This window comes from Oceanibaculum nanhaiense, from assembly GCF_002148795.1.
In the GTDB taxonomy this organism is placed as follows: domain Bacteria; phylum Pseudomonadota; class Alphaproteobacteria; order Oceanibaculales; family Oceanibaculaceae; genus Oceanibaculum; species Oceanibaculum nanhaiense.
On the sequence record NZ_MPOB01000001.1, the window covers coordinates 477189 to 501965 of the forward strand.

24 protein-coding genes are annotated in these 24777 nt (G+C 66.6%); 14 read left to right on the forward strand and 10 right to left on the reverse strand.

The genetic code is table 11. The features are described 5' to 3' along the window. Positions 1 to 9: 9 nt before the first annotated feature. Together gltB and BKM74_RS02340 are read left to right on the forward strand one after the other, a co-directional pair. Complete coding sequence (gltB, locus tag BKM74_RS02335) at positions 10 to 4563, forward strand: glutamate synthase large subunit (protein WP_086464070.1); 4554 nt, start codon at positions 10 to 12, stop codon at positions 4561 to 4563. A 7-nt stretch (positions 4564 to 4570) separates the two neighbouring features. Continuing rightward, positions 4571 to 5200 carry a glutathione S-transferase family protein gene (locus tag BKM74_RS02340; RefSeq protein ID WP_086464071.1) on the forward strand — a complete coding sequence of 210 codons (630 nt, stop codon included), beginning with the start codon at positions 4571 to 4573 and terminating at the stop codon, positions 5198 to 5200. A gap of 3 nt (positions 5201 to 5203) precedes the next feature. Here the strand turns inward: BKM74_RS02340 and BKM74_RS02345 are convergent, their stop codons facing one another. After that, complete coding sequence (locus BKM74_RS02345; protein WP_086464072.1) at positions 5204 to 5953, reverse strand: DUF1194 domain-containing protein; 750 nt, start codon at positions 5951 to 5953, stop codon at positions 5204 to 5206. A 145-nt stretch (positions 5954 to 6098) separates the two neighbouring features. Between BKM74_RS02345 and BKM74_RS02350 the strand changes: the two genes are divergently transcribed. Beyond that, positions 6099 to 6425, forward strand: a complete 327-nt coding sequence (locus BKM74_RS02350) for an antibiotic biosynthesis monooxygenase family protein (protein WP_086464073.1) — start codon at positions 6099 to 6101, stop codon at positions 6423 to 6425. Next, positions 6422 to 6838, forward strand: coding sequence for a hypothetical protein (locus BKM74_RS02355; protein WP_086464074.1), 417 nt, complete (start codon positions 6422 to 6424; stop codon positions 6836 to 6838). Before BKM74_RS02350 ends, BKM74_RS02355 begins: the two co-directional genes overlap by 4 nt. A gap of 3 nt (positions 6839 to 6841) precedes the next feature. Here BKM74_RS02355 and BKM74_RS02360 read toward each other — a convergent pair whose 3' ends face one another. Further along, positions 6842 to 7624, reverse strand: coding sequence for a hydroxypyruvate isomerase family protein (locus BKM74_RS02360; RefSeq protein WP_086464075.1), 783 nt, complete (start codon positions 7622 to 7624; stop codon positions 6842 to 6844). 133 nt (positions 7625 to 7757) lie between these two features. Between BKM74_RS02360 and BKM74_RS02365 the strand changes: the two genes are divergently transcribed. Then, positions 7758 to 8618, forward strand: a complete 861-nt coding sequence (locus BKM74_RS02365) for a VOC family protein (protein WP_176342345.1) — start codon at positions 7758 to 7760, stop codon at positions 8616 to 8618. A 12-nt stretch (positions 8619 to 8630) separates the two neighbouring features. Further along, positions 8631 to 9944: an NAD(P)/FAD-dependent oxidoreductase gene (locus BKM74_RS02370; RefSeq protein ID WP_086464077.1), complete on the forward strand. Its 1314-nt coding sequence runs from the start codon at positions 8631 to 8633 to the stop codon at positions 9942 to 9944. Here BKM74_RS02370 and BKM74_RS02375 read toward each other — a convergent pair. The 5 genes from BKM74_RS02375 to tsaD all read right to left on the reverse strand — a co-directional run bounded on the left by BKM74_RS02375 (position 9941) and on the right by tsaD (position 13304). Then, positions 9941 to 11002 carry a COX15/CtaA family protein gene (locus BKM74_RS02375; RefSeq protein WP_086464078.1) on the reverse strand — a complete coding sequence of 354 codons (1062 nt, stop codon included), beginning with the start codon at positions 11000 to 11002 and terminating at the stop codon, positions 9941 to 9943. The genes BKM74_RS02370 and BKM74_RS02375 overlap by 4 nt on opposite strands. 100 nt (positions 11003 to 11102) lie before the next feature. Next, positions 11103 to 11423 (reverse strand): Rieske (2Fe-2S) protein, encoded by a 321-nt coding sequence (locus BKM74_RS02380; protein ID WP_086464079.1) that lies wholly within the window; start codon positions 11421 to 11423, stop codon positions 11103 to 11105. Further along, positions 11420 to 11833, reverse strand: coding sequence for an EVE domain-containing protein (locus BKM74_RS02385; RefSeq protein WP_086464080.1), 414 nt, complete (start codon positions 11831 to 11833; stop codon positions 11420 to 11422). The genes BKM74_RS02380 and BKM74_RS02385 overlap by 4 nt, the downstream gene beginning before the upstream one ends. 4 nt (positions 11834 to 11837) lie before the next feature. After that, complete coding sequence (locus tag BKM74_RS02390; protein ID WP_086464081.1) at positions 11838 to 12140, reverse strand: YciI family protein; 303 nt, start codon at positions 12138 to 12140, stop codon at positions 11838 to 11840. Positions 12141 to 12194: 54 nt separating this feature from the next. Beyond that, complete coding sequence (gene tsaD, locus BKM74_RS02395; RefSeq protein WP_086464251.1) at positions 12195 to 13304, reverse strand: tRNA (adenosine(37)-N6)-threonylcarbamoyltransferase complex transferase subunit TsaD; 1110 nt, start codon at positions 13302 to 13304, stop codon at positions 12195 to 12197. A gap of 81 nt (positions 13305 to 13385) precedes the next feature. Between tsaD and hemC the strand changes: the two genes are divergently transcribed. The 5 genes from hemC to BKM74_RS02420 all read left to right on the forward strand — a co-directional run bounded on the left by hemC (position 13386) and on the right by BKM74_RS02420 (position 19198). Next, positions 13386 to 14330, forward strand: a complete 945-nt coding sequence (hemC, locus tag BKM74_RS02400; protein ID WP_086464082.1) for a hydroxymethylbilane synthase — start codon at positions 13386 to 13388, stop codon at positions 14328 to 14330. Next, entirely contained in the window at positions 14330 to 16414 is a 2085-nt protein-coding gene (locus BKM74_RS02405; protein WP_086464083.1) for a uroporphyrinogen-III synthase, read from the forward strand. The genes hemC and BKM74_RS02405 overlap by 1 nt, the downstream gene beginning before the upstream one ends. A gap of 10 nt (positions 16415 to 16424) precedes the next feature. Continuing rightward, on the forward strand, positions 16425 to 17861 hold the full coding sequence (locus tag BKM74_RS02410; protein WP_086464084.1) for a heme biosynthesis protein HemY: 1437 nt from the start codon (positions 16425 to 16427) through the stop codon (positions 17859 to 17861). Between the two features lie 120 nt (positions 17862 to 17981). Next, on the forward strand, positions 17982 to 18632 hold the full coding sequence (gene upp / locus BKM74_RS02415) for a uracil phosphoribosyltransferase (RefSeq protein ID WP_086464085.1): 651 nt from the start codon (positions 17982 to 17984) through the stop codon (positions 18630 to 18632). A 14-nt stretch (positions 18633 to 18646) separates the two neighbouring features. Further along, positions 18647 to 19198: a DUF2889 domain-containing protein gene (locus BKM74_RS02420; RefSeq protein WP_086464086.1), complete on the forward strand. Its 552-nt coding sequence runs from the start codon at positions 18647 to 18649 to the stop codon at positions 19196 to 19198. Here BKM74_RS02420 and BKM74_RS02425 read toward each other — a convergent pair. Together BKM74_RS02425 and BKM74_RS02430 are read right to left on the reverse strand one after the other, a co-directional pair. Next, positions 19183 to 19527 carry a ribbon-helix-helix domain-containing protein gene (locus tag BKM74_RS02425; RefSeq protein ID WP_086464087.1) on the reverse strand — a complete coding sequence of 115 codons (345 nt, stop codon included), beginning with the start codon at positions 19525 to 19527 and terminating at the stop codon, positions 19183 to 19185. The two genes, BKM74_RS02420 and BKM74_RS02425, sit on opposite strands and share 16 nt — an antisense overlap. Before the next feature lie 135 nt (positions 19528 to 19662). Next, complete coding sequence (locus BKM74_RS02430; RefSeq protein WP_086464088.1) at positions 19663 to 19938, reverse strand: BolA family protein; 276 nt, start codon at positions 19936 to 19938, stop codon at positions 19663 to 19665. 223 nt (positions 19939 to 20161) lie between these two features. On the opposite strand from BKM74_RS02430, the gene BKM74_RS02435 reads away from it, so the two are divergent. The 3 genes from BKM74_RS02435 (at position 20162) to cobT (ending at position 23805) form a co-directional block, all read left to right on the forward strand. Then, positions 20162 to 20776, forward strand: coding sequence for a DnaJ domain-containing protein (locus BKM74_RS02435; protein WP_086464089.1), 615 nt, complete (start codon positions 20162 to 20164; stop codon positions 20774 to 20776). A 172-nt stretch (positions 20777 to 20948) separates the two neighbouring features. Beyond that, a complete protein-coding gene (gene cobS, locus BKM74_RS02440) occupies positions 20949 to 21908 on the forward strand; it encodes a cobaltochelatase subunit CobS (protein ID WP_176342368.1) in 960 nt (319 codons plus the stop codon). A 43-nt stretch (positions 21909 to 21951) separates the two neighbouring features. Further along, on the forward strand, positions 21952 to 23805 hold the full coding sequence (gene cobT / locus BKM74_RS02445) for a cobaltochelatase subunit CobT (RefSeq protein WP_086464091.1): 1854 nt from the start codon (positions 21952 to 21954) through the stop codon (positions 23803 to 23805). Between the two features lie 4 nt (positions 23806 to 23809). On the opposite strand, the gene xerD is transcribed toward cobT, so the two are convergent. Next, the gene (gene xerD, locus BKM74_RS02450) at positions 23810 to 24775 is read right to left on the reverse strand and encodes a site-specific tyrosine recombinase XerD (protein WP_086464252.1); all 966 of its coding nucleotides are present in this window, start codon (positions 24773 to 24775) and stop codon (positions 23810 to 23812) included. Positions 24776 to 24777 lie beyond the last annotated feature (2 nt).

The window sequence follows — 24777 nt, forward strand, 5'->3', positions numbered from 1 at the left end:
GGCCGGACAGTGGGCATTGAGAAGATTACGCAGGACAGCGGCCAGCAGTTCGTTTCCGAATATCGCCGCAACGCCGAGCATCTGGCCGATACCGGCCTGTACGATCCGGCTGACGAGCATGATGCCTGTGGCGTCGGTTTTGTCACCGCGCTGGATGGCACCGCGCGCCGCGATGTGGTCGAGGCCGGCATCAACGCGCTGAAGGCGGTCTGGCACCGCGGCGCTGTCGATGCCGATGGCAAGACCGGCGACGGCGCTGGCATCCATATCGAGATTCCGCAGGATTTCTTCCGCGAGGTGGTGGAGCGTCTGGGCTTCCGGACCGACAGCACGCGCATGGCGGTCGGCCAGGTGTTCCTGCCGCGCACCAGCTTCGACCAGCAGGAAACCTGCCGCTCCATCGTCGAGACCGAAATCCTGAATTTTGGCTACACTATCTATGGCTGGCGCCAGGTGCCGATCAGCATCGAGGTGATCGGCGAAAAGGCGAACGCGACCCGCCCGGAGATCGAGCAGATCATGATCTGCAACTCCAAGGGCGTGCCGGAGGCCACCTTCGAACGCGACCTCTACATCATCCGCCGCCGCATCGAAAAGCGGGTGCTGGAAGCGCACATCACCGAATTCTACATCTGCTCGCTGTCGTGCCGCTCGATCATCTACAAGGGCATGTTCCTGGCCGAGCAGCTGACGATCTTCTATCCCGACCTGCTGGACGGGCGCTTTGTGTCGCGCTTTGCGATTTATCACCAGCGCTATTCGACCAACACCTTCCCGACCTGGCGCCTGGCCCAGCCGTTCCGCGTGCTGGCGCATAATGGCGAGATCAATACGGTGAAGGGTAACATCAACTGGATGATGTCGCACGAGACGCGCATGGCCGCGCCCGCCTTCGGCGATCATGGCGAGGATCTGAAGCCGGTCATCCAGTCCGGCAGTTCCGACTCGGCGGCGCTCGATGCGGTGTTCGAGCTGCTCTGCCAGGCCGGCCGCGAGCTGCCCATGGTGAAGACCATGATGATGCCGGAAGCCTGGGGCGAGCACACCGACCTGCCACAGGCGGTGAAGGACATGTACGCCTACTGCAACTCGGTGATGGAGCCGTGGGACGGCCCGGCCGCCATTGCCGCCTGCTTCGGCGACTGGGTGATTGGCGGCATGGACCGCAACGGCCTGCGCCCGATGCGCTATACCATCACCGGCGACAAGCTGCTGATCGCCGGCTCCGAGACCGGCATGGTGAAGGTCGATGAAAGCCGCGTCATCGAGAAGGGCCGGCTTGACCCCGGCGAGATGATCGGCATCGATCTGGCCAATGGCCGGGTCTTCCATGACGGGCAGCTGAAGGATCATCTGGCGGGCAAGCGTCCGTTCGGCGACTGGATCGCCGGGTCGGTGAAGCTGGATAAGCTGATCCGTGGCGACCAGAGCGAGCCGGCCTATCTGTCGCGCGAGGAGCTGCGCCGCCGCGAGGTCACCTATGGCTGGTCGCTGGAGGATCTGGAACTGATCCTGCAGCCGATGGTCGAGGATGCGAAGGAGGCCGTCGGCTCGATGGGCGACGACACGCCGGTCGCGGTGCTGTCGCACACCTATCGCGGGCTGCATCATTTCTTCCGGCAGAATTTCAGCCAGGTCACGAACCCGCCGATCGACAGCTTGCGCGAACGCCGGGTGATGACGCTGAAGACCCGCCTCGGCAATCTCGGCAACATCCTCGACGAGGACCCGACCCAGTGCCAGCACCTGCTGCTGGAAAGCCCGGTGCTGTCCAGCGCCGAGTTTGAGGCGATGCGCGCCTATATGGGCGACATGGCGGTCGATATCGACTGCACCTTCGATGCCGCCGAGGATGGCGAGGAGGCGCTGCGTCAGGCCATCACCCGTATCCGCCGCGAGGCGGAGGAGGCGGTGCGCGGCGGCTGTGCCCATGTGATCCTGTCCGACGAGGCGATGAACGACGACCGCGCGGCGATCCCGATGATCCTGGCGGTCGGCGCGGTGCACAGCCATCTGGTGCGGCAGAATCTGCGCACCTTCACCTCGCTGAACGTGCGCTCGGGCGAATGTCTCGATGTGCATTACGTCGCGGTGCTGATCGGTGTCGGCGCCACCACGGTGAATGCCTATCTGGCGCAGGAGGCCATCGCCGACCGCCATGCCCGCGGCCTGTTCCCGGGCATGAGCCTTGAGGAATGCGTGCGGCGCTACAAGAAGGCGCTGGACGAGGGGCTGCTGAAGATCATGTCCAAGATGGGCATCTCGGTGCTGTCCAGCTATCGCGGCGGCTATCATTTCGAGGCCATCGGCCTGTCGCGCGCGCTGGTCGCCGAATTCTTCCCCGGCATGCCCAGCCGGATTTCCGGCATCGGCCTGCCCGGCATCCAGCGCCAGGTTCTGGCGCAGCATGCACGCGGCCATGCCGAGGATTTCTCCGCCCTGCCGGTCGGCGGTCTCTACCGCTTCCGCCAGCGCGGCGAGACCCACGCCTTCGAGGGCTCGCTGATCCATATGTTGCAGCACGCCTGCGACAATGACAGCTACTCGACCTACCGGAAATACGCCGAGACCGTGCGGCAGATGCCGGCGGTCAGCCTGCGCGACCTGCTGGATTTCCGGCCGCAGAAGGAGGCGATCCCGGTCGATGAGGTCGATTCCATCACCGAAATCCGCAAGCGGCTGGTCGCCCCTGGCATCTCGCTGGGCGCGCTTGGCCCGGAGGCGCACGAGACGCTGTCTATCGCTATGAACCGGATCGGCGCCAAGTCCGATTCCGGCGAGGGTGGCGAGGATCCGGCACGCTACAAGCCGCGGCCGAACGGCGACAATCCCAGCTCCGCGATCAAGCAGATCGCCTCGGGCCGGTTCGGCGTGACCGCGGAATATCTGAACAATTGCCGCGAGATCGAGATCAAGATGGCGCAGGGCGCCAAGCCCGGCGAGGGCGGCCAGCTGCCCGGCATGAAGGTTACCGGCCTGATTGCCCGGCTGCGCCATTCCATGCCCGGCGTCACGCTGATCAGCCCGCCGCCGCATCACGACATCTACTCGATCGAGGATCTGGCGCAGCTGATCTACGATCTGAAGCAGATCAACCCGGAAGCCAAGGTCTGCGTGAAGCTGGTGGCGCGCAGCGGCATCGGCACCATCGCCGCCGGCGTCGCCAAGGCGAAGGCCGACACGATCCTGATTTCCGGTCATTCCGGCGGCACCGGCGCCAGCCCGCAGACCTCGATCAAATATGCCGGCATTCCCTGGGAGATGGGGCTGTCGGAGGTGCATCAGGTGCTGACGCTGAACCGGCTGCGCCACCGGGTGACGCTGCGCGTCGATGGCGGCATCAAGACCGGCCGCGACGTGGTGATCGCGGCGATGCTGGGGGCCGAGGAATTCGGCCTCGGTACCGCCTCGCTGGTGGCGATGGGCTGCCTGATGGTGCGGCAGTGCCATTCCAACACCTGCCCGGTCGGCATCTGCACCCAGGATGACGAGCTGCGCGCCAAATTCGCCGGCACGCCGGAGAAGGTGGTGAACCTGTTCAGCTTCGTCGCCGAGGAGGTGCGCGAGATTCTGGCCTCGCTTGGCGTGAGCACACTGAACGATATCGTTGGCCGGTCCGACCTGCTGGCCCAGGTCAATCGCGGTTCGTCGGATGTCGATGCGCTGGATCTGAACGCCATTCTGGCGCAGGCCGATCCCGGCGATTATCCGCGCTATTGCACGCTGGAAGGCCGCAACGAGGTGCCCGACACGCTGGACGCCAAGATGCTGGGGGATGCCAAGCCGTTCCTGAAGGATGGCGAGAAGATGCAGCTCACCTACAACATCTCGAACACGATGCGCGCCATCGGCACGCGGCTGTCCAGCCATATCGTGCGCAAATACGGGATGACGGGGCTGCAGCCGGGGCATCTGACGGTGCGTCTGCGCGGCTCGGCCGGTCAGTCGCTCGGCGCCTTTGCCGTGCAGGGCATCAAGCTGGAAGTGTTCGGCGACGCCAATGACTATGTCGGCAAGGGGCTGTCGGGTGGCGCCATCGTGGTGCGGCCGATGACCTCCAGCCCGCTGGTGACCAACGAGAACACGATCATCGGCAATACCGTGCTGTATGGCGCCACGGCGGGCACGCTGTACGCCGCCGGCCAGGCGGGCGAACGTTTTGCCGTGCGCAATTCCGGCGCGGAGGCGGTGGTCGAGGGCTGCGGCTCCAATGGCTGCGAATACATGACCGGCGGCACCGTCGCCATTCTCGGCCCGGTCGGCGACAATTTCGCCGCCGGCATGACCGGGGGCATGGCCTTCATCCATGACAGCGATGGCTCCTTCGAGCGCCGGGTGAATCCGGAGACGGTCATCTGGCAGCGGCTGGAATCGCCCTACTGGACGGATGTGCTGAAGGCGCTGATCCGCCGCCATGCCGAGGCGACCCACTCGGCCTTCGCTGAGCGGCTGCTGATCGACTGGCAGCTGGAGGCGGGCAGCTTCTGGCAGATCGTGCCGAAGGAGATCTTGAACAAGCTGCCGCAGCCGCTGTCGGCCGAGCCGGCCGAGCTGCGGGCGTAACCAGCGCATGCTCCGACTGTACGATCATCCCGATTCCGGCAATGGCTATAAGGTCCGGCTGCTGCTGGCCAAGCTGGGGCTGGCCTACACGCTGGTCGAGCTGGACATCCTGAAGGGCGCAAGCCGGACCAAGGATTTCCTGGCGAAGAACCCGAATGGCCGCGTCCCGGCGCTGGAACTGGAGGATGGCACGGTCATCGCCGAATCGAACGCCATCCTCTATTACCTGGCGGAAGGCACGCGCTTCTGGCCGGAAGACAGGCTGGCGCGCGCCCAGGTGCTGCACTGGATGTTCTTCGAGCAGTACAGCCACGAGCCCTATATCGCCGTGCTGCGCTTCTGGTACCGGCACGGGCCGATGGATGCGGCAAGGCGGGCGCAGGAATCGGACAAGCGGGCACGGGGCGAGGCGGCGCTGGAGGTGATGGAGCGGCATTTGCTCAGCCGCTCCTACTTCGTCGGCACTTCCATGACCATCGCCGACATCGCGCTCTATGCCTATACCCATGCGGCGGCGGATGGCGGTTTCAACCTGTCGCATTATCCGGCGATCCGGCTCTGGCTCGACCGCATTGCCACCGATCACGGCCATGTGCCGATGCTGCCGGAGGATTACGTGCCGGAACGGCTGGGCTGAGTTTTAACGTTCCGCCAGCGCCCGGCCGGTGGGGCGCGCATCCGCGATTTCCCGGATCAGCTTTTTCAGCAGTGCCCGGTTCAGGTCGGCCCGGCTTTCCGCCACCTCGACAAAGGCGCCGAAACCGCCGATCACATCGCGCCGGTAATGCTCGTCCAGCGGCATGCCGCCGGGGCCGCGCAGCATGCCGTCCTTGTTGTTGATGGCCAGCGCGTTGATGGTGATGTCCTCGTCGATGGCCTCGGCACGGATGCGTTCCAGCGGCATGCCGCCGATCTGCGGCCCGTCGCCCGACACGTCGATCACCTTGCGCGGTGCCACAAGGCCGCTCTCGCGCATCAGCGCCGCGGAATAGGCGATGGCGTTGGAGATCGAGTTGTAGCCGAAGGCCTTGCGCGGGGCGGCGAGGATGTCGGCGGCGAATGCATCGGCGCTGGCCTGGTCGCGGATCACTGTCCAGTCGACGATGATGTGCTGCGAGGTGGGGGCGCCCCATTCGATCATCGCCACCGCGATCGACCCGCCATAGCCGGACTGGATCGCCGCCACCACGCGCGGGTCGCTGATAGCTGCGGCATAGCCTTCGCGCTGCAGCTTGAACTCGTCTTCGTCGATGGAGCCGGAGCCGTCAGCGGCCAGCACCAGCAGCAGATCCGGATTGTCGGCCCTGGCCGACGTCGCCGCAGGCGGTGCGGCGAGGAGGCAGAAAGCTGCCAGCAGGGTGAGGAAACAGCGTCGTGCGAGCCAGGCCATGCGCCGTTTTCCTCTCTGCCGTGCGCCAAGGAACGATTGCGTGCATATTAGCAGATGGCGCGCGACGGCATGAGGTCAAGGCCAGCGGTTTGACCCGGCGCTTTGGAATGCCTATATCCGGCCATAAGAAACAGGAGAAGCGGATATGGTCGTGGTGATCTTCGAGGTGTATCTCGACCCGGCGAAGGGCGATCGCTATTTCGAGATCGCCGCCGGCCTGCGCAAGGAGCTGGACCAGGTGGATGGTTTCATCTCGGTCGAGCGTTTCAAGAGCCTGGTGACCGAGGACAAGTACCTGTCGCTGTCCACCTGGCGCGACGAGCAGGCGGTCGAGGCGTGGTACAAGGTGGCCAACCACAAGAAGGCGCAGCAGGAGGGTATCGAATTGCTGTTCACCGATTACCGCATCCGTGTCGCCGGTGTGTTCCGCGATTATGACATGGCCGTTGGCCGACCCCGGATGACCCTATGAGGACTATAGCCACCGCCCTTCTTCTCGCCGTCGTGCTGCCCGCCGGCATGGCGGAGGCACAGCAGCGCCGGGAAAGGCCGCCGGTGTACGATACCGGCAGCAATGTGCTGCTGCGTTCCAACGCGCCCTTCTGGGAGGTCGGGCGGCTGTCGGAAATGTACTCCACCCTCTGCGCCGCCGGTCAGTTCAACCAGGTGCGCAAGAATGAAAGGGCGCTGGAGTTCGTTGGCCGGGGCGGCAATACCGTGCTGGGCGTTGCCAAGGGAACCGGCTGGAATCTCTATGATCCGCAGGGGCGGGCCGAGCGGGAGGCGGATTATTTCTTCCGCAATGACGGCACGACGAGCTGCGAAGTCTATTACTACAAGCCCGATCCGAACCGCCCGAAACAGAACGATCCGCTGCAGCGATAGGCGCTATCCGGCTCGGATGCCGTAGGGGGCTGCCCAGGCAAGCCCCGCCGAAGTGCCCTCCGGGCAGCGGTACTCGAAGCCGATCCAGCCGGCATAGCCGAGCCTATCGATCTCCGCCAGCAGCCAGGGGTAATTCACCTCGCCCTGGTCGGGCGCCACCCGCGCCGGCGGCCCGGCGATCTGGATATGGCCGACGAGGTCCAGCACGCCCTCCAGCCGGCGCAGCACGTCGCCCTGCTGCACCTGCGTGTGGTAGCAGTCGAATTGCAGCCGCACGGCGGGATGGCCGACAGCATTGACGATCTCCGCCCCCTGTTCGGCGCGGTTCAGGAAATAGCCGGGCTGGTCGTGCCCGTTCAGCGGCTCGATCAGCAGCGTGATGCCGCGCTTTTCCGCTTCCGGCGCGGCGCGGCTCAGATTGGCGATCAGCGTGTCGCGCGCCGATGCGCTGGCGGGGTCGATGCGGCCGGACAGCACATGGATGCGCCCCGCCCCGATGGCAGCGGCATAATCCAGCGCCTGGGTGATTTCCACCTCGAACACCGCTTCGGCACCCGGCAAGGCGGCGTGGCCCATTGTGCCCTTGTCCGGGTCGGTCGGGCTGTTGATCAGCACCGCCTCCACCCCCGCCGCCGTCAGCGCTTCCTTCACCCCGGCGGCTGGCGTGGCGTAGGGGCGCAGCATCTCCACCCCCTTGAAGCCGGCCTTCGCCGCCGCCGCGATGCGGGCCGGCAGGCTGTCCTGCTCCAGGAACAGATAATCGAGATTGGCGTCGAAACGGGGCATGGCTCTCCTCACCGCATAGGCGGGCCAGCATAGGCGTGCTGTTCCAAGGCTTCCAGCCCGCCATTGCCGGGCGCTTCCTCCCTCCGCTAAGCTGCCTGTCGAAAAAGCAGAAATGCCTGCAAGGGAGTCCTCCATGTCCGCGCCCGTCTGGCCCGTCACCGGCATCGACCATATCCTGATCGCGGTGCGCGATCTGAAGCAGGCCCGCAGTACCTACGAGGCGCTGGGCTTCATGCCGACGCCGATGGGCCGCCACACCAAGCTGGGCTCGATCAATCACTGCCTGATGCTGGAAAATGACTATCTGGAACTGCTCGCCATCGACCCGGAGAGCAGCGTGCCGAATCGCTGGAGTGGCCTGCTGGAAGTGCGGCAGGGGGTCGGCGCGGTGGCGCTGCGCAGCACCGATTCGAAAGGGGCGGCGGTGGCGTTGCGCGCGGCCGGGCTGAACCCTGGCGATGTCAGCGAATTCTCCCGCCCCGTCGAGCGGCCGGACGGGGTGAAGGATGCGTCCTTCACCGTGCTGCATATCGACCATGCCGCCACGCCGGGCCTGCGCGAATTCCTGTGCCAGCACCACACGCCGGAACTGGTCTGGCTGCCGGAATACCAGACCCATCCGAACGGCGCCAAGGCGATCTCCGAGGTGATCGTGGTGGCCACCGATCCGGCGTCGGTCGTCGCCGCGCAGGAGAAGATGTTCAACACCCGCGCCATGGGCAACAGCCCGCATGCCCGCGTCATCGAGACCGGGACCGCGACCCTGATGGTGATGACGCCCGATGCCTTCCTGAAGCGCTTCCCCAAGGCCACGCTGGTGAAGGCGGCGCTGCCCTATGTTGCCGGTTTCTCGCTCAGGCTGCGCGACACGATGGCCAGCGCCGGCTGGTTCCGCAAGCAGGGTATTTCCTTCGAGCGCAGCGCCGATGGCCGCGCCTACCTGCCGCCGGAGCGCGCCTGCGGCGTGACGCTGCAATTCGAAATGCCGGCCTGAAGGGAAAAGACAATGGGGCTGGAACTGGGGATCGACCGGAGGCCCGTGCTGCCGCCCTCGCTGTGGGCGAAGACCGCCGTCTCCGCGCCGGAAACGCCGGCCATGCAGGGCGATGTGCGCGCCGATGTCTGCATCATCGGCGGCGGCTATACCGGCCTGTCCACCGCGCTGCATCTGAAGCAGCGTGACCCGTCGCTTTCCATCGTGGTGCTGGAGGCGGCGGAACCGGGTTGGGGCGCGTCCGGCCGTAATAACGGGCAGGTCATCCCGGCGATGACCCGGCCCGATCCGACCGACATGCTGCGCGAATACGGGCCGGATCGCGGGCCGCTCTATGCCGCGATGATCCGCGATTCGGCGTCGCTCACCTTCGACATGATCCGCCGCCATGGTATCGATTGCGAGGCGGTGCAGAATGGCTGGGTGCAGCCGGCGCACACGCCGGGCCGGATGAAGATCAGCGAAAAGCGCTTCCGCGAGTGGGAGGCGCTGGGCGCGCCGGTGGCTCTCTATGACCGTGACGCCATCGGGAAGCTGGTCGGCAGTCCGCATTATGAAGGCGGCTGGGGCAATGCGACCGGCGGCCATATCAACCCGTTGGGCTACGCGCGCGGTCTGGCGCGCGCCGCGCTTGCGGCCGGCGTGGCTGTGCATGGCATGAGCCCGGCGACCGGGCTGGAACGCCATCACGAGGGCTGGCGCGTGACCATGCCGGGCGGCAGGGTGACGGCGGGATCGGTGGTGCTGGCGACGGCGGGCTACAGCCGCGACCTCTGGCCGCCGCTGGTGCGCTCCTTCGTGCCGTTCCGCAATTACCAGGCGGCGACGATGCCCATCGGCGAGAACCAGCGCGCCGGCATCGTGCCCGGCAATCAGGCGATCTCCGACACGCGCGGCGATCTCTATTTCTTCCGCTTCGATGCGTCGGGCCGGCTGGTCACCGGCGGCAATCTGATCCTGCCCTTTTCCAGCACGGAGCGGCTGGAACGCATGCTGCCGGCGCGGCTGTCCTGGCTGTTCCCGCAGCTGGCCGGCATCCGCATGGAGCATGTCTGGCACGGTCATTTCGCGGTAACGCTGGACCGCTATCCCCGCCTGTTCGAGCTGGGGCCGGGGCTCTATTCCTTCATCGGCTGCAACGGGCGCGGGGTGGCGCTCTCCACCGCCATGGGCGGGGTGCTGGCCGGGCTGGTGTTGGGCGATGACCGTGCGGGTCTGCCGCTGCCGGTCACGCAGCCGCAGCCCATCGCCTTCCACGCCGTGGCCCGCCGTGTCGCCCAGTCGGCGCTGGCCTGGTACCGCTGGAAGGACAAGCAGGAGGTCTAGCGCGACCGCCGTACCGCGTGCGCGGTCCACAGCGCGGCGGTGAACAGCAGGAAGGCGCCGCCCTGATGCGCCGCGCCCAGCGACACCGGCACATGCGCCAGCAACGTCATAATGCCCAGCAGATACTGGCCGGCCACCGCCAGCGCCAGCAGGTTGGCCGGCAGCCGCACGGCGGGGTCGGCATGGCGGCGCAGTTTCCACCACAGCACCAGCGCGGCCAGCAGCGTCAGCGTCGCCACCAGCCGGTGGTTGAACTGGATCGCCGCCGTATTCTCCAGCAGGTTCAGCCAGTAGGGCGTCAGCACGCCATAGGCTTCGGGCACCAGATGGCCGTCCATCAGCGGGAAACTATTATAGGCGCGGCCCGCATCGGTGCCGGCGACGAAGGCACCGGTCACCACCACGAACAGAATCCACAACGCCAGCGCCAGCGACCAGCCTGCGAGGCGGGAGCCAGCGGGGCGGGCTGTCGGGGCAAGCCGCCCGCGGATCAGGTCGAGGGCGGTCCACAGCACCACGCCATGCAGGATGAAGGCGACGGTCAGGTGCACTGCCAGCCGGTAATGGCTGACATCCGGCCGGTCCACCAGCCCGCTCTTCACCATCCACCAGCCGATGCCGCCCTGCACCGCGCCGAGGACGAACATCAGCAGCAGCGCCGGCAGCAGCGGGCGCTCGATGCGCCCCTTCACCAGGAACCAGACGAAGGGGATGAGGAACAGCAGCCCCAGCCCGCGCCCCCACAGCCGGTGGATATATTCCCACCAGAAGATCGTCTGGAAGTCGGAAAGGGTCATCCAGAAGTTCTTGTGCTGGAACTCTGGCGTTTGCCTGTACAGGTCGAACAGCCGCTGCCAGGCGGCGTCGCTCATCGGCGGCACGGCGTCCAGGAAGGCGCGCCATTCCACCATCGACAGGCCGGATTCGGTCAGCCTTGTGATGCCGCCGATCACCACCATGACGAAGATGGCGGCGGAACAGACCAGCAGCCAGCGGCCGATCTGGCGGCGATGCGCGGTACGGTCAGACGCGAAAGCGGTGTCGGCGGCGGCGGTCATCGGGCGCGGCATCCCTGGCTGGACGATATGGCTGTGGTCGGGATGGAATGTGTCGCGCCGGGCGGCTGCCGTCAAACCCCCGCGACCTTTGGGCGCGGCCTTATTGGACCAGCTTTACCGCGCCATCCTCGATGGCGAGCGGCACCGTCGTCAGGCTCTCGCCCTGGCAGGGGCCGGCGATGCATTCACCATCCGCGATCTTGAACAGCGCGCCATGGGTCGCGCAGATGATGAACTGGCCGCTATCGTCGATGAAATCGTCGGGCATCATTTCCAGCGGCGTGAACAGATGCGGGCAGACATTCACATAGCCGAATACCGCGCCGCCCTGACGCACCACGAAGATATCCCTGCCATCGACGGAAAATCCCCTGGAGTCGCCGTCGGGAATCTCCTCCAGCTGGCACAGCACGCTGCTCACAGGCTGGTCTCCCCCATCTCCAGCAGGATCTTCCAGTGCTCGTCGCTGACCGGCTGCACCGACAGGCGCGACTGGCGCACCAGCGCGATGTCGGTGAGGCGCGGATCTTCCTTGATGGCCTTCAGCGGCACCGGCTTGGTCATTTTCTTCACCGGCGCCACATCGACCATGCCGAACTTGCCGGCAGGGTCGCTGGGGTCCGGGTAATATTCCTTCACGATCTTGGCGATGCCGACGATCTCCACCCCTTCGTTGGAGTGGTAGAAGAAGGCGAGGTCGCCAATCTTCATCGCCTTCAGATTGTTGGCGGCCTGATAGTTGCGCACCCCGTCCCAATGGGTGCGCCCGTCCTTCACCAGCTGGTCCCAGGAATATTTGAAGGGCTCCGATTTCATCAGCCAGTGCGCCATCGGCTTATTCTCCAAGCGACGCGTTGAAGAACACCTTGCGCCAGGGCTTGATCTCGACATGCGCGAACAGCCCGGCAAGCGCATAGGGGTCGTTGGCGGCGAAGGCGCGGGCCGCCTCGATGTCCGGCATCTCGACGATCAGGTGGCTGCCGGTCGGCTCCTCGCCAGTGGCGCCGCCGCCCAGCACCGGGCCGCCGACCAGGATCTTGTCGGCCCGTTCCTTCAGATACTCCAGATGGGTCGGGCGGGTGGCCATGCGCAGCTCGACGCTGTTCGGCTTGTCTTGGCACACGATGGAAAACAGCATGGAAAAATCCTTCAGCTAGATATCGCGGAAAATGTCGGTCGAGAGGCTAGCCGGTCAAGACCGCGCTGCCAATGCTGTGCTTTGGGCCGCGTCTCGGGCCGAGTCACGAGGCCGCGCCGTGGCGCGCGGCTGCACGGAGACGGCGTCGGGGTCGAGCGGCCAGCGCGGGCGCGGCGCGAAGTCGAGGCCGTCGGTGAGACCGAGGCGCAGCCGCTCGATGCCGGCCCAGGCGATCATCGCCGCATTGTCGGTGCACAGGCGTGGCGGCGGGGCGGTGAAGCCATAGCCGAAGTCGCCGCACAGCCCGGTCAGCGCGGTCCGGATGGTCTGGTTGGAGGCAACGCCGCCGGCCACCACCAGCCTGCGCACTTCCGGATGGCTCTGCCCGAGCATCGTCATCGCGTTGCGGCAGCGGTTCACCAAGCTCTCGGCGGCGGCGGCCTGGAAGCTGGCGGCGAGGTCTGCCTGCGCGCGTTCCGGCAGTGGGCGCGGCATCGCCTCGGCGATATGGCGCACGGCGGTCTTCAGGCCGGAGAAGGAGAAGTCGCAGCCCGGCCGGCCCAGCATCGGGCGTGGCAGGGTGTAGCGCGCCGGATCGCCCGCGGTGGCGGCCTTTTCCAGTGACGGGCCGCCCGGATAGGGCAGGCCCAGCATCTTCGCCGTCTTGTCGAAGGCTTCGCCGACAGCATCGTCGATGGTGGAGCCCAGCAGCGCATAGCGCCCGACACCTTCGACCACGAGCAGCTGGCAATGCCCGCCGGACACCAGCAGCAGCAGGTAGGGGAAGGCGACATTGTCGGTCAGCCGCGCCGTCAGCGCGTGGCCTTCCAGATGGTTCACCGCGAGGAAGGGCAGGCCGTGCACGGCGGCGATGGCCTTGGCCGTCATCACGCCGACGATGACGCCGCCGATCAGCCCCGGCCCGCCGGTCGCGGCGACGCCGGACAGGTCGGCGAAGCCCATGCCGGCCTCGTCCATCGCCTGGCCCACCAGCCGGTCGATATGGTCGAGATGCGCGCGCGCGGCGATTTCCGGCACCACGCCGCCATAGGGGCGGTGCTCCTCCAGCTGCGACAGCACGACGTTGGACAGAATCCGCCGGTCCGCCGTCACGATGGCGGCAGCGGTCTCGTCGCAACTTGTCTCGATGCCCAGAACGATCATGGCGCGCACTCTATCGGATAGGTACGGTATACTCCAACGGGCTTTCCTTCCGCCCTTCATGCGTCTATCTGTGGCTATACCATGCAGAATAAAAGCCTTGTCCGAATCGGCACCCGTGGCAGCCAGCTCGCCCTGGCGCAGGCCAGCGAGGTCAAAGCGCGTCTCGCCGCCGCGCATGAGGCTCTCCGCGATCCCGACGCGGTGGAGATCGTCGTCATCAGCACCACCGGCGACCGGGTGCAGGACCGTCCGCTGGCGGATATCGGCGGCAAGGGCCTGTTCACCAAGGAGATCGAGGAGGCGCTGCTGTCGGGCGGCATCGACCTCGCCGTACACTCCATGAAGGATGTGCCGACGGTGCTGCCGGACGGCCTCATCATCGATTGCATCCTGGAGCGCGAGGATCCGCGCGACGCCTTCCTGTCCACGAAGGCAGCCGGCATCGACGAGCTGCCGGCGGGAAGCGTGGTTGGCACCTCCTCGCTGCGGCGGCAGGCGCTGATCCTCAGCCGTCGGTCCGATTTGAAGGTGGTCAGCTTCCGGGGCAATGTCGGAACCAGGCTGCGCAAGCTGGAAAATGGCGATGTCGATGCCACGCTGCTGGCGGTGGCCGGGCTGAATCGCCTGACATTGCAGCCGGCGGGGACCACGCCCATTCCGGCCGATGTCATGCTGCCGGCGGTGGCGCAGGGCGCCATCGGTATCGAGCGGCGGGAATCGGACGACCGGGTCGCCGTGCTGCTGGCGCCGCTGAACCATGCCGAATCCGCCATCCGGGTGACGGCGGAACGCGCCTTGCTGGCGGTGCTGGATGGTTCCTGCCGCACGCCGATTGCCGCGCATGCCGTGCTGTCGGGCGACCGTTTGGCGCTTGATGGCCTTGTCGTGTTGCCGGATGGCTCGCAACGCCATGATGCGGCGCTCGAAGGGGCGCCGGGCGATGCCGCAGCACTGGGCCGCGAGGTCGGGCTGCAATTGAAGCGCGATGCCGGGGCGGAATTTTTCCGGCTCTTGGGGCAGGGTTGATGCGGGTCCTGCTGACCCGTCCCGAACCCGACTCCACGGCGCTGGCCGCGCGCCTGAAAAATGACGGCATCGAGAGTGTGATCGCGCCGCTGCTGGAAATCGTGCCGCGCGATCCCGGCCCGCCGCCGGTGCCAATGGACAGCGTGCAGGCCTTGCTTGTCACCTCCGCCAATGCGGCGGAGCGCCTGCCGTCGGTGACCGAACGCCGCGATGTCCGCGTGCTCTGTGTCGGCGCGGCAACGGCGGAGGCGGCGCGCGCGCAAGGCTTCGATTCCGTGGAAAGCGCCGATGGCGCCATTGAGGAGCTGACCGCGCTGGCGCTCGGCACGCTCGATCCCAAGGCCGGGCCGGTGCTGCATCTCTCGGGCGAGACGGTGGCCGGCGACCTCGCCGGCATGCTGCGGCTGGCGGGGTTCGAGGCGCACCGGCTGGTGGTCTATGAGGCCCGTCCGGCGGAGGCCTTGCCGCCCCGCGTGCTGGCGGAACTGCGGCGGGGGCGGCTGGATGCCGTCCTGTTTTTCTCTCCCCGCACGGCGGAGACCTTTGTTAGGCTGGTCAAATCGGCGGGTCTGGCAGGGCAACTCGACAGCGTTGCGGCGGTCGCGATCAGCGACAAGGCGGCGGATGCCTGCCGCACCCTGCCCTGGCGTAGCGTGCTTGTCGCAGCATCGCCCGATTTGCCGGGCATGATGGCGGCTCTGACCCAGATGGCAACGGCCCAAGCGAAACCGGTGGATGGCGCGATGAGCGAACAGGACAAAGACCAGAAAGCAAAGCCGAAGCCCGAGTCTGCGAAGCCCGAGTCTGCGAAGCCGGCAGAGTCGACAGCGGTGTCGAAGGCATCGCCTGCCGGTGCGGCGGGCGCGAAGCCCGCAGACAGGAAGCCGGAAGGCCCGTCTGCCGCTTCCGCTTCTTCCGCCGCTGCTCCGCGCCGCAGCCGCGCGAAACTCTATGGCTATGGCGTGCTGGCGCTTGTCGTGCTGGCCATCGTTGCCTTCGGAACGCTGCCGCTGTGGCGGCCCACCGTGCAGCCCTATTTGTCGCAGATCGGCATCACCTTGCCGGATCTGACGCCGGCTTCCGCCGAGGATCAGCGGCTCACCGCCCTGACCGAGCGCGTGGCTGCGCTGGAAGCGACACCCCGCCAGGCCGATACGGCCCCGCAGGAGTTGGCCGATCTGCGGACGGCGCTGGAGGCGCGCATCACCGGTCTGGAAGAGCGCCAGACCGCGCTGTCCGAGGAAATCCAGCTGGTCCGCGAGATGCTGGCCGGCGAGGGGACGGCATCGTCGGCTGCTGCGCCGTCTGCGCTGCCCGCACCGGAAATCATGGATCGGCTGGAAAAGCTGGAACAGCAGGCGCAGGCGCTTGCCCAGGCGCAGGCCGGGCTGGATGGCGAGGCGCTGCGCGGCCGCGTGGCGGCGCTGGAAACCCGGCTGGCCGATATGCCGCGCACCGACCCGCAGGAGATGAGCCGCCTGCGCGAGGATCTGGGGGCGCTGAAACAATCCCTGTCGGAGATCGAGACCGGGGCCGGCGAGCGCGAGGCGCTGGTGCTGGCGGCGGCACAGCTTGCCGGACCGTTGCAGCAGGGGCTGTCCTACGAGATCGAACTGGCGGCGCTGAAGCGCACCGCAGGCGCTGATCCGCTGGTGGCGGAGATCGCCGTGCAGCTTCAGCCCTATGCAGCGCAGGGTGTGCCGACGCTGGAGGCGCTGCGGCAGCGCTTCCCGGATGTTGCGGGCGAGGCCGTGCGGGCGGCCCGGGTCGGAGAAAGCGACAGCGTGGTCGGCCAGACCCTGAACCGTATCGCGGGCCTGGTGTCTCTGCGCCGGGTCGGCCAGGTCGAGGGCGATACCGCAGAAGCCCGCATCGCCCGTGCCGAGGCGGCGCTGGCGCGGGGCGACCTCGCCGCGGTGCTTGGCGATCTGGAGGGGCTTCCCACCGATGCCGCGACCGTCGTCGCCGGCTGGCGCGCCGATGCCGAAGCGCGGCTGGCGGCGGACAAGGCGCTGGCCCGCTTGCGTGATCATCTGCTGGCCGGGCTGACCCAGCCTGCGGCCCAGCCCGCGACGAAGCCGTGAGGATACGGCTATGATCCGCGCAATCCTGTTCTTTGTGAAGCTGGCGCTGCTGGTCGCCGCCGCGGTCTGGCTGGTCGAGCATCCGGGTATGGTCCGTGTCGATTGGCAGGGCTACCGGCTGGAAACCTCCTTCGGCATTCTGGTGCTGATGCTGCTGGCGCTGGCTGTGCTGCTCTATGTGCTGGTGCGCTTCTACGGCTCCATCCTGAAGGCACCCTTCGCCTTTCTGAATGCCCGGCAGGAGCGCAAGCGCCGGCAGGGCTATCTTGCGCTGACACAGGGAATGGTGGCGGTCGCCGCCGGCGATCCGGACGAGGCGAAGCGGCTGGCCCGCAAGGCCGATTCGCTGCTGGACGACCCGCCGCTGACCATGCTGCTGTCGGCGCAGGCGGCGCAGCTGAATGGCGACGAGGCAGCGGCCGAACGCTATTTCACCGCCATGCTGAAACGCCCGGAAACCGAGTTCCTGGGCCTGCGTGGCCTGCTGACCGCCGCCGTGCGCAAGCAGGATTCCGCCAAGGCCTTGACGCTGGTGAAGCGTGCACATGAGATCAAGCCGCAGACCGACTGGGTGCTGCGCACCCTGTTCGACCTGCAGGTGAAGGAAGCGCGCTGGAACGAGGCGCTGGCCACCGTGCAGGAGATGGCGCAGACCAAGCTGCTGTCCGCCGAGACGGCGAATCGCCACCGCGCGGCCCTGCAGACCGAACGCACGCGCGAGGAAGTCGCCAAGGGTGACACCGGCGAGGCGCTGGACCGGGCGAAGCGCGCGCTGGGCCACAAGGCCGATTTCGTGCCGGCGGCACTGGAAAAGGCGCGGCTGCTGATCGAGGCCGGCAAGCACAAGCGCGCGGCGAAGCTGATCGAAAGCGTGTGGGCGGTGCGCCCGCACCCCGATCTCGTCCCCCTGTACGAACGCTGCTGGCCGGGCGAGAGCGCCCTGCAGCGCATGCGGCGCTTCCAGCATCTGGCATCGCTCAACCCCGATGCGGTGGACAGCCGGATCGCGGTCGCCGGCGCGGCGCTCGAGGCCCAGCTCTGGGGCGAGGCGCGCGGTCATCTCGACAAGGCGATGGCGGCCGGTGCCTCGGCCCGCGCCTACCGGCTGATGGCATCGGTCGTCGAGTCCGAATATGGCGATGCCGTGAAGACCCGGGACTGGCTGACCAAGGCCGCCGCGGCGCCGGCCGATCCGGCCTGGATCTGCGGCAATTGCGGTGCGCAGGCCGAACGCTGGCATGCGGTATGCGGCAATTGCGGCGCGTTTGACAGCCAGGACTGGCGCACGCCGCCACGCGCAGAGACGGATGCGGTGCCGGCACTCGACGCCCGGGCCGACGCCCGGGCCGGGACCGGGCAGACTCAACGGCCGCCGCAGCCGCCGGTTATCCTGCCGCCCGCAGCACAGCCGGCGGTAGCGGCAGCAACGCCACCCCGGCCGGATTAAGGGGGCCGGACTAAAGGGCCGGGTAAGGGCATCGGGATTGACCCGGTGCCGCGTCTCCGCTACGAGGCCTGGCCCATCCGTTCCAGCGCTCCTGTCCTAGCGCCCCTGCGAGGTTTCGACATGCCTGCCCACCCCGACTTCCCGAATCTGCATGTGCTCGATCATCCGCTGATCCAGCACAAGCTCTCCAAGATGCGCAGCCGCGAGACGACGACGATCAAGTTCCGCCTGCTGCTGAAGGAGATCGCGCTGCTGATGGGCTACGAGATCACCCGCAATCTGCCGATGACGACGGAGCGGGTGGAAACGCCGCTCACCACCATGGACGCGCCGGTGATCGACGGCCGCAAGCTGGCGGTTGTCTCGATCCTGCGCGCCGGCCTCGGCATGGCGGACGGGTTGCTGGAGCTGGTGCCGGCGGCACGGATCGGCCATGTCGGCCTCTATCGCGATCACGACACCAAGCAGCCGGTGGAATATCTGGTGAAGCTGCCTTCTGCGGAGGGACGGCTGTTCATCCTGGTCGATCCGATGCTGGCGACTGGCAATTCGGCGGTACATGCCGTCGATGTGCTGAACCGGCACGGCGTGCCGGACGAGCATATCCGCTTCATGGCGCTGGTGGCGGCGCCCGAGGGCGTGGCGCAGTTCAACAAATCGCACCCCAACGTGCCGGTCTATGTGGCGTCGCTGGATGAGAAGCTGGACGAGAATGCCTATATCGTGCCGGGCCTGGGCGATGCCGGCGACCGGCTGTTCGGCACCAAATAGCGAGGAAGACTCCCATGCCCCTGTCCGAACCGGCCGCACGCGAGAAGCTGCATACCCGCACGGTGACCTGCGAGGGATTCCGCCGCGCCGACGGGCTGTGGGACATCGAAGGCCACATGACCGACGTGAAGACCTACGGCTTCGACAATAGCTGGCGTGGCCGGGTCGAGCCGGGCGAGCCGCTGCACGGCATGTGGCTGCGCCTCACCATCGACGAGGATTTCACGATCCGCGCCGCCGAGGCCTTCACCGAATACAGCCCCTACGCGGTCTGCGGCGCCATTGCGCCGAATTTCCAGGCGCTGGAAGGGCTGACCATCGGGCCGGGTTTCACCCGCAAGGTGAAGGAACTGCTGGGCGGCACGCGGGGCTGTACCCATCTGGTGGAGCTGCTGGGGCCGATGGCGACGACCGCCTACCAGACGCTGGTCGGGCAGCGCCGGAAAAAGCCGCAGCCGGAAGACGCGCCGCGGCGCAAGCCCTGGCATCTGGATACGTGCCACGCGCTGGCCAGCGATGGCCCGATCGTGAAGAAGGATTGGCCGGACTTTTATACCGGCCGCTGAGTCCGTTCCGCCGCAATCTGCTGGCGCGTCATGCCCAGCGCCGCATCCAGCGGGTGGGGCGTCTGCACGGCGGCGGGCGGCCGAAGGCTGTCAATGGGGTCATCCAGCCCGGCGGCGACCGAGCGGAAATAGGCCAGCGCGAAGACCCGCACCGCCGAGGTCAGGCTGGAGCGGTCGCGCACCTGGTTCACCAGCGTACAGAGCTGGTTGATGCTGAGATTTTCCCGAAGCGAGATATCGCGCAGCGCGTCCCACATTTCGGGCTCCAGCCGCATGCTCGTCCTGTGTCCGTTCACGACGACGTTATGGCTTTTCAGGCTCGTGCCCATTTGCCCTTCGCGGTTGCTGCGCCGCCGCCGCCGGGGCGCCGGACGATTATCTTGGTATGTCAGTGTAGTGGAGCGCTTGATGAATGCAACCATGAAATGTCTTTCTTTTTGAAACACCCTCAATGGTTGATGTGCTCAGGGTATTTTTTCGTCAGGGGTCTGGGTGGACAGCGACAGGGCATGGATTGGCCCGGTCAGCTCTTCCGCCAGCAGCGCATGGATCATGCGCTGGCGCTCGACGCGTGATTTGCCGGCGAACTGCGCGGAGACGATCTCGACGCGGAAGTGGCTTTCCCCGCCGGGCCGGTGTCCGGCATGACCGACATGACGGTGGGATTCGTCGATGACCGTCAGGCTTTCCGGGGCGAGTCCCTGGCGCAGCTTGGCTTCTATCGTCTGGGCAACTGTCATGGAATCCTCACTGCCTGTGGTTGCGCCGGCATGGCGATTAACCATTACCGTGATACGAAGAGTAACGTCCGTACACAAATGATAAATCCGCAAACCCCGTATCAAAGCGGAAGATGCCGCCTGATGCGGTCAGCTATGCGGCCGGCTGATGCGGCTGCATGTGCGCCATGTTGTGCAGTCTCGGCGCTTGCCGGGGATGGGTCGCGCGACCATAATTCCTGTCATGGCACGCACGAAGACAATTGACCCGTGGGAAGAGGAGTGGCGCCGGCGCTATGCCGAGGCGCAGGCGCATCAGCCGGCCCATCGTATGTGCGAGCATCCCGGCTGTTCGGAGCGGGGCGAATTCCGTGCGCCGCGCGCGCGCGACAAGCTGAACGAATATCGCTGGTTCTGCCTGGCCCATGTGCGCGCCTACAATGCCGCCTGGAATTATTTCGCCGGCATGAGCGAGCCCGAGGTCGAGGCGCATATCCGCCGCGATATTATCTGGGACCGGCCAACCTGGCGGCTGGGCGACGGCCAGCGCGTGAAGGAGCCGAAGAAGGGCTGGCGCGTCTATGATGATTTTGGAATCTATGAGGAAAATGTCGGCCCGGATGCCGAGCAGGCCGAGAAAGCGAGGCGTCAGGCGCGCCAGCCTGCCGCCTCACCGGAGGCGCAGGCCGCTGCCGAGCTGGGGCTGGAATTGCCGATCACCTGGCCGGAAGTGCGGGTGCGCTACCGCCAGCTGGCCAAGGAGAATCACCCTGACATCAATGGCGGCGACAAGGCCGCCGAGGAGCGGCTGAAATCGATCAATCATGCCTATTCGATTTTGCGAAAGTTCTTATGTTAAAAAACGCGATGCGTAACCCTGCCCGATTGCGCTAGCCTGCTCCCCGATTTGGCCTGACGGCTGGCAAGGCTCCCTTAAAACAGAACGGAAGTCACCTTTCATGGCTCAAGCTACTGCGTCCGCCATCCCTGCATCGACCGTCGCGGAGACTCCGCGCGCGCACCCGCTGGACATGCCGGACATCACCGTTTCGGTGCGCCAGACCTTCGGCATCGATGTCGATATGGATGTGCCCGCCTTTTCCGTCGGCAGCGAATATGTGCCGGACCTGGACGAGACGTATCAGTTCGACCGGGCGACCACGCTCGCCATCCTGGCCGGCTTCGCGCATAACCGCCGCGTGATGATCCAGGGCTATCACGGCACCGGTAAATCGACCCATATCGAGCAGGTCGCCGCGCGCCTGAACTGGCCGTGCGTGCGCGTCAATCTGGACAGCCACATCAGCCGTATCGACCTGATCGGCAAGGACGCCATCGTGCTGCGCGACGGCCATCAGGTGACCGAGTTCCGTGAAGGCATCCTGCCCTGGGCGCTGCAGAACCCGGTGGCGCTGGTGTTCGACGAATATGACGCCGGCCGCGCCGACGTGATGTTCGTCATCCAGCGCGTGCTGGAGGTCGAGGGCAAGCTGACGTTGCTGGACCAGAACCGCGTGATCCGCCCGCACAAGAGCTTCCGCATGTTCTCCACCGCCAACACGGTGGGCCTCGGCGACACCACGGGCCTCTATCACGGCACGCAGCAGATCAACCAGGGCCAGATGGACCGCTGGTCGATCGTCGCCACGCTGAACTATCTGCCGCATGATGACGAGGTGAACATCGTCGCCGCCAAGCTGCCGGCCTATAACGGCAAGGAAGGCCGCGAGACGCTGTCCGCCATGGTGCGCGTCGCCGACCTGACGCGCGCCGGCTTCATCAATGGCGACATCTCCACGGTGATGAGCCCGCGTACCGTCATCACCTGGGCGGAGAATGCCAAGATCTTCGGGGATGTCGGGATGGCGTTCCGCCTGACCTTCCTGAACAAGTGCGACGAGGTCGAGCGCAGCGTGGTGGCGGAATATTACCAGCGCAGCTTCGGCAAGGATCTGGAGGATACCGGCATCCGCGCCACCCGGAAGAACTGAGCCCCCACTAAGCCCCTTAGGGACAGGTAAAGGCAGGATCGACATGTCGAGCGGCGAAACCCCGGTCGAGGAATTCAAGCGCGCTACCGCGGCCACCTTGCGGGCCATCGGTCGTGCGCCCGAGGCCGAGGTCACCTATGGCGTCGAACAGCCCGGCATCATCGCTGGTAGGGTCCGGCTGCCGGTGCCGGCGACCGACCTCAACCCGCATGAGCGTGCGCTGGTGCGTGGCGAGGCGGACGCGCTGGCCCTGCGCCTGCGCCATCATGACGAGTCGGTGCACCAGCGCCGTGCGCCAGGCAGCGGTGTGGCCAAGGCGATCTTCGATGCGATGGAACAGGCCCGCTGCGAAGCCATCGGCGCCAACCAGATGGCCGGAATCGCCGACAATCTGGCGCAGGCGCTGGACGAACGCTGCAAGCGCAAGGGCTTCGAACACATCACCGATCGCAACGAGGCCAACCTCGCCGATGTGATGCGGCTGATCGCGCGCGAGCAGATCAGCGGTGAAGCCCCGCCGCCGAGCGCCCGCCGGCTGGTCGATGTCTGGCGCGGCTGGGTGGAGGAACGCTGCGGTGGTGACCTCGATTCGCTGCGCGAGCATCTGCTGGACCAGGATTCCTTCGCCAAGGCGGCGCGCCAGCTTATCCGCGACCTGGACATCGATCCGGGCGAGGAGGGCGAGGGCGACGACAGCGACATGGATGACAGCGAGGGCGGCGACGACGGCGAAGCCGACCAGCAGGACGACAGCGACATGCAGTCGGCCTCGGACGGCGCCGATGGCGAAGACACCATGCCGCAGGAGATGCAGGCCGGCGAGGAGGGCGACGAGACCGGCGAACAGGCCGAGGGCGAGATGATGCCCGGCAGCAGCGAGGAGGATTCGGAAGAGCCCGGCTCGCCGCAGCAGCGCCGCAACCAGGCCGGTGCCGGCGATAACCGCCCCTATCAGCCCTATGTCACCGAATTCGACGAGGTGGTGCTGGCGGACGAGCTGTGCGATCCCGAGGAGCTGACGCGCCTGCGCAAGCTGCTGGACCAGCAGCTGACCCATCTGCAGGGCGTCATCGGCAAGCTGGCGAACCGGCTGCAGCGCCGCCTGATGGCGCAGCAGAACCGCACTTGGGAGTTCGATCTGGAAGAGGGCATGCTGGATACCGGCCGGCTGTCGCGGGTGGTCACCAACCCGACCTATCCGCTGTCCTACAAGATCGAGAAGGAAACCAACTTCCGCGACACCGTCGTCACGCTGCTGATCGACAATTCCGGCTCAATGCGCGGCCGGCCGATCACCATCGCGGCGATGAGCGCCGATATCCTGGCGCGCACGCTGGAGCGCTGCGGTGTGAAGGTGGAGATTCTGGGCTTCACCACCCGCGCCTGGAAGGGCGGACTGTCCCGCGAACGCTGGATTTCCGGCGGCAAGCCGGCCAATCCGGGTCGCCTGAACGATCTGCGCCACATCGTCTATAAGGCTGCCGACGAGCCACTGCGCCGGGCGCGCAAGAATCTGGGGCTGATGCTGCGCGAGGGTATTCTCAAGGAGAATATCGACGGCGAAGCACTGCTCTGGGCGCATAACCGCCTGCTTGCCCGCACCGAGGAGCGCCGCATCCTGATGGTGATCTCCGACGGTGCGCCTGTCGATGATTCGACGCTGTCGGTCAATCCGGGCAATTATCTGGAGCGCCACCTGCGCGAGGTCATCCACTTCATCGAGACCCGCTCGCCGGTACAACTCGTCGCCATCGGCATCGGCCATGACGTGACGCGGTACTATCGCCGCGCGGTCACGCTGGTGGATGCCGAGCAGCTGGGCGGCACGATGATGGAGCAGCTGGCCTCGCTGTTCGACGAGGATCAGGGCGGCCGCAAGGGACGCCGGGCGGCCTAATCAGCTAGCCCTTGCGGCCCGTTTTGGCTCCGGGCCGGGCCAGCGGGTGGTGCTGTTCGACCAGCCGGCGCAGCCTTTCCTCGACCACATGGGTATAGATCTGCGTGGTCGAGATGTCGGCATGGCCCAGCATCTGCTGCACGCTCCGCAGATCGGCGCCGTGGTCCAGCAAATGCGTCGCGAAGGCGTGGCGCAGCACATGCGGCGAAACCTTCTGCGGGTCGATGCCGGCCGTCACCGCCAGCTCCTTCAGCAATTGCGCGAAACGGTGCCGGGTGAGGTGCCCGCTATCGCCGCGCGAGGGGAAAAGATAGGGCGATTTCTGTTTCTCTTTCTGGCCTTCCTTCAGGAAGGCATCGCGGACCTGCCGGTAGGCCTCGACCGCGCGGATCGAGGCCTCGGTCAGCGGCACCATGCGTTCCTTCCCGCCCTTGCCGCGCACGATCAGCATGCCGGTATCGCGCGTCACTGCCGCCAGCGGCAGGCCGACCAGTTCGGATACGCGGAGGCCGCTGGCATAGAGCAGCTCCAGCAGCGCCAGCAGCCGCGCCCCGTCCGGTCCGGGCAGGCCGGCTGCGGCGTCGAGCAGTTGATCGACCTCCGCCTCGCTCAGTATTTTCGGCAGGGGCCGGCTGCGGCGCGGCGCATCGACCACGGTGCAGGGATTATCCTCACGATAATTCTCGGCATGCAGGAATTTATGGAACTGCCGCAGGGCGGAAAGCCGCCGTGCCGCCGTGCTGGCGGCCATGCCGGCGCGCGCGAGAGCGGACATATAGTCGCGCAGATCGGTGGTCGAAGCCGCATCGGCGCTGCGTTTCCGCCGGCTGAGGAAATCCGAGAAATCCTCCAGATCGTGCCGGTAGGCCTGCAGCGTGTTGGCGGCGATGCCGCGCTCGGCGACCAGCATTTCGAGGAAGGCCTCGACGGCGTGGCCAGCAGCGTTACCGGCAGTATGGCTGGCGGCCATCG

Bases quoted from the DNA above. Each gene is read 5' to 3' on its own strand.
- cobT (WP_086464091.1), top strand. From the start codon at position 21,952: ATGTCGAGCGGCGAAACCCCGGTCGAGGAATTCAAGCGCGCTACCGCG.
- BKM74_RS02340 (WP_086464071.1), top strand. From the start codon at position 4,571: ATGCTCCGACTGTACGATCATCCCGATTCCGGCAATGGCTATAAGGTC.
- BKM74_RS02430 (WP_086464088.1), bottom strand. From the start codon at position 19,938: ATGACAGTTGCCCAGACGATAGAAGCCAAGCTGCGCCAGGGACTCGCC.
- cobS (WP_176342368.1), top strand. From the start codon at position 20,949: ATGCCGGACATCACCGTTTCGGTGCGCCAGACCTTCGGCATCGATGTC.
- BKM74_RS02365 (WP_176342345.1), top strand. From the start codon at position 7,758: ATGTCCGCGCCCGTCTGGCCCGTCACCGGCATCGACCATATCCTGATC.
- BKM74_RS02345 (WP_086464072.1), bottom strand. From the start codon at position 5,953: ATGGCCTGGCTCGCACGACGCTGTTTCCTCACCCTGCTGGCAGCTTTC.
- xerD (WP_086464252.1), bottom strand. From the start codon at position 24,775: ATGGCCGCCAGCCATACTGCCGGTAACGCTGCTGGCCACGCCGTCGAG.
- BKM74_RS02370 (WP_086464077.1), top strand. From the start codon at position 8,631: ATGGGGCTGGAACTGGGGATCGACCGGAGGCCCGTGCTGCCGCCCTCG.
- upp (WP_086464085.1), top strand. From the start codon at position 17,982: ATGCCTGCCCACCCCGACTTCCCGAATCTGCATGTGCTCGATCATCCG.
- BKM74_RS02385 (WP_086464080.1), bottom strand. From the start codon at position 11,833: ATGGCGCACTGGCTGATGAAATCGGAGCCCTTCAAATATTCCTGGGAC.
- BKM74_RS02390 (WP_086464081.1), bottom strand. From the start codon at position 12,140: ATGCTGTTTTCCATCGTGTGCCAAGACAAGCCGAACAGCGTCGAGCTG.
- hemC (WP_086464082.1), top strand. From the start codon at position 13,386: ATGCAGAATAAAAGCCTTGTCCGAATCGGCACCCGTGGCAGCCAGCTC.
- BKM74_RS02355 (WP_086464074.1), top strand. From the start codon at position 6,422: ATGAGGACTATAGCCACCGCCCTTCTTCTCGCCGTCGTGCTGCCCGCC.
- BKM74_RS02405 (WP_086464083.1), top strand. From the start codon at position 14,330: ATGCGGGTCCTGCTGACCCGTCCCGAACCCGACTCCACGGCGCTGGCC.
- BKM74_RS02425 (WP_086464087.1), bottom strand. From the start codon at position 19,527: ATGGGCACGAGCCTGAAAAGCCATAACGTCGTCGTGAACGGACACAGG.
- BKM74_RS02375 (WP_086464078.1), bottom strand. From the start codon at position 11,002: ATGACCGCCGCCGCCGACACCGCTTTCGCGTCTGACCGTACCGCGCAT.
- BKM74_RS02410 (WP_086464084.1), top strand. From the start codon at position 16,425: ATGATCCGCGCAATCCTGTTCTTTGTGAAGCTGGCGCTGCTGGTCGCC.
- BKM74_RS02350 (WP_086464073.1), top strand. From the start codon at position 6,099: ATGGTCGTGGTGATCTTCGAGGTGTATCTCGACCCGGCGAAGGGCGAT.
- tsaD (WP_086464251.1), bottom strand. From the start codon at position 13,304: ATGATCGTTCTGGGCATCGAGACAAGTTGCGACGAGACCGCTGCCGCC.
- BKM74_RS02435 (WP_086464089.1), top strand. From the start codon at position 20,162: ATGGCACGCACGAAGACAATTGACCCGTGGGAAGAGGAGTGGCGCCGG.
- BKM74_RS02420 (WP_086464086.1), top strand. From the start codon at position 18,647: ATGCCCCTGTCCGAACCGGCCGCACGCGAGAAGCTGCATACCCGCACG.
- BKM74_RS02360 (WP_086464075.1), bottom strand. From the start codon at position 7,624: ATGCCCCGTTTCGACGCCAATCTCGATTATCTGTTCCTGGAGCAGGAC.